The following is a 3,564-nucleotide window of genomic DNA, read 5'->3' as shown; positions in this document are numbered from 1 at the left end:
GTCGCTGCGCGTACTGGTACGGAAGAGATCCTGGCGTCCGTCTGGGCCGAGGTCCTGGGGTTGGACCAGGTCGGCGTCCACGACAACTTCTTCGATCTCGGCGGTGACTCGATCATCAGCCTCCAGGTCGTCTCAAGGGCCCGCCGCGCAGGACTCGCGCTTTCCTCCCGGGACGTCTTCCAACACCCCACCATCTCTTCGCTCGCAGCTCGCATCGACGAGACAGGACCGCACGGATCACCCGACTCCCGCGAAGGCACGGCTCAACAGGAACCGATCAGTGGAACCGTGGCGCCGACCCCCGTGCGGGAGTGGTTCTTCGAGACCCACCCTGTGGCGCCTGGCCACTTCAACATGTCCCTGGCGTTCGAGCTGCCCCATGCCGTCGACCTGACCGCACTCCGGGCCGCAGTCGGGGCGCTGATCACTCAGCACGATGCGCTGCGCTCCACGTTCGACCGGGACGCGGAGGGCGTCTGGGTCGGTCGGATCGCGCCCGACATCGACCTCGACGCCGTCTTCACCGTCCACACGCTTCCCGCCGACGGAGCCGACGTGGCCTGGCACGCACTGGTCGTCGACACGCAGGCCGGGCTGGATCTCGCCGCCGGGCCACTGGTCCGTACGGTCGTCGGCACGGCCGCCGACGGGGGCACGCCGGCCCGCCTGCTGATCACTGCGCACCACCTGGTGATCGACGGCGTCTCCTGGCGCGTCCTCCTCGGCGACCTGGCCACGGCGTACGAGCAGGCCGTCGTCGGCCGCACCCCTGACCTCGGGCCGCGGACCTCGTCCGTGCGCGACTGGGCGGACCGGCTCGGCGCGTACGTCCGCGAGGGCGGCTTCGACGACCAGACGGCGTACTGGCGCTCGGTGGCCGAGACCGCCCAGGTCGCTCTGCCCCTGGACATGCCGGAGGGCGGCAACAAGGTCGCCGACCAGGCGGCGGTCATGGCGTATCTCGACACGGGCGACACGCACGCGCTGCTGCACCAGGTCCCCGGCCGGTTCCGGACCCAGATCAACGATGTGCTCCTCGCCGCCCTCGCCCGCACTTTGCGAGGCTGGACCGGACGGGACAGGGTTGCCGTGAACCTGGAAGGACACGGCCGCGAGGAACTGTTCGACGACATCGATCTGACGCGTACCGTGGGCTGGTTCACGGCGATGTACCCGGTGGCGCTCGAACTTCCCGCGGGGGACGACTGGCCAGCTACCATGCGCTCGGTCAAGCGCCAGCTCCGGGCCGTCCCGGACCGAGGTGTCGGCTACGGCGCGCTCCGCCACCTCGCGGACACGCCCGACCTCGTCCCCGCCGTCGATCCGCTGATCAGCTTCAACTACCTGGGGCAGTTCGATACGACCGCCGGCGGCGCGGGTCTGCTCGACCGGTCCGTCGCGGTCGACGGCCAGGAACACGGACCCGAGCAGGAACGGAACCACCTGATCGACGTGGTCGCCGCCGTGGACGACGGCAGGTTCGTCGTCACCTGGTACTACTCGGCCGCCGTGCACCAGCGGGAGACGGTCGCGGCCCTGGCCGAGGGGTTCGTCGCGGCTCTGCGGAGTGTCGCCCGAGGCTGACGTCTCGGACCTCGCACTGCCTCGGCTCGCTCCGGTCGCCCCGGCCGGAGGTCGGCGCCCCGCCCCTGGCGCGGCGCCGACCTCCGTCCGCCCCCACCCCCAACCCCCTCAGCCCTTCCCGCCCCGCCCTTTTCTTGGTGTCACAAGGAGACGCGAGATGAGCACGCAACCGTCCCGGGAGAACCGGATCAGTGCCCTGCCCGCCCACATGCAGGAGCTGCTCAGGGCGCGCATGGCCGGTGCCGTGGCGGCGGTCGACCCCGACGCGATCACTCCCGTCGAACGCAGCGAGGGGGAGGAGCTTCCGGCATCGTTCGCGCAACAACGCCTCTGGTTCCTGGAGGAGTTCCGGCCCGGAGGCACGGAGTACAACTCCGGTCTCGCCCTACGCGTGCGAGGCGATCTCGATGTCGCCGCGCTTCAACGGGCCCTGGACACACTCGTGGCCCGCCACGAGTCGTTGCGCACCACCTTCGACTCCGTCGGCGGCCGAGTCGTCCAGGTGGTGCACCCCACGCTCGCCGTACGGATCGAGTACATCGAAGACGCCGGGCAGGGCGGGGCGTCCAGGCAGACCGGGCAACCCGAGCAGGCCGGCCCGGTCGCGCAGGGTGGGCAGACGGGCGTCGAGGGCGCTGTTGTCGACGACCTGCTGCGCGAGCGCCTGCTGACTCCGTTCGACCTGCGCGAAGGCCCACTCGTACGCGTCTGCCTCGTACGACTCGGCGTCGACGAGCACGCCTTGCTTCTCGCGATGCACCACATCGTCACCGACGGCCGGTCGCTGGACATCCTCACAAGCGAACTCGGCCGGTGCTACGCGGCCGTCGTGCGCGGTGAGACGCCCGACCTCCCCTCCCTGCCGATCCAGTACGCCGACTTCGCCATCTGGCAGCGGGACAAGGTCGACGGTTCGGGCGCGGCGCAGGAGAAGGGGCTCGCGTACTGGAGCGAGCGGCTGGCCGGTATCGAGACCCTGGAGCTGCCCACCGACCGGCCCCGCCCCGCCGTGCGCAGCTCGGCCGGCGCGGTCCACACGTTCCATGTCGCGCCGGAACTGACAGGACGCCTCCTCGCCGCGGGGCGGGAACGGGGTGCGAGTCTCTTCGTGACGCTGACGGCGGTGACTCAGCTGCTCCTCTCGCGCTACAGCGGCCAGGACGACATCGCGCTCGGTACCGCCACCTCGGGCCGGGACCGTACCGAACTGGAGAACCTCGTCGGGTTCTTCGTCAACACGCTCGTGCTGCGTTCGCGGATCGACCCGACCGCCACGTTCGGCGACTTCCTCGCGGACGTGAAGAACACCGTGCTGGAGGCGTTCGACCACCAGCACGTGCCCTTCGACCGTGTGGTCGAGGCCGTGGCCCCCGAGCGGGATCCCAGCCGCATGCCCCTGGTCCAGGCCGTGGTGGTGCTCCAGAGCGCAACCGAGTCGGCTCCTGACTTCCCCGGCATGAGCCTGGAGCCGATGGGGGTGACCCGGGACGCGCTGCCCTTCGACTTCATGATCGAATTCGAGGAAAAGGGCGAGGAGTTGGTCGGCGCCATCGAATACAGCACGGATCTGTTCGATGCGGTGACGGTGGAGCGGATGGCGGGGCATTGGCTGGGTCTCGCGGAGGGGCTGGTGGCTGCTTCGGGTGTGGCGTTGGCGCAGGTGCCGATGCTGGGCGCGGGGGAGCCGGAGTGGGTTCTGACGGCCGGCCGGGGCGAGGTGGCGGCGTGCGACGAGCGTGCTTCGGTCGTGGGCGCGTTCGGTGAGCGGGTGGCTGCCTGTCCGGGGGAGGTAGCGGTGCGTTGCGGTGAAGTATCGCTCACGTACGGGGAGTTGGACGCGGCGTCCGACCGTCTTGCCACCGTCCTGGTCGAGCGGGGGGTTGCAGCTGAGTCCAGGGTGGGGCTGCTGTTGGAGCGGTCGGTGGATGTGGTCGTGGCGATGTTGGGTGTGTTGAAGGCCGGTGGTGTGTATGTGCCGGT

General features: G+C 70.2%; 2 protein-coding genes. Both read left to right on the top strand.

The features are described from left to right. On the top strand, window positions 1-1,584 hold a 1,584-nt coding region (locus ACGF2V_RS31010), incomplete at its 5' end, for a condensation domain-containing protein (protein ID WP_362711204.1). A gap of 157 nt (window positions 1,585-1,741) precedes the next feature. Next, the coding region (locus tag ACGF2V_RS31005) for a condensation domain-containing protein (protein WP_362711206.1) at window positions 1,742-3,564 on the top strand (1,823 nt) is incomplete at its 3' end.

The organism is Streptomyces sp. NPDC047982 (assembly GCF_043204165.1).
In the GTDB taxonomy this organism is placed as follows: domain Bacteria; phylum Actinomycetota; class Actinomycetes; order Streptomycetales; family Streptomycetaceae; genus Streptomyces.
This window is presented reverse-complemented; position numbering and strand designations above follow the sequence as displayed.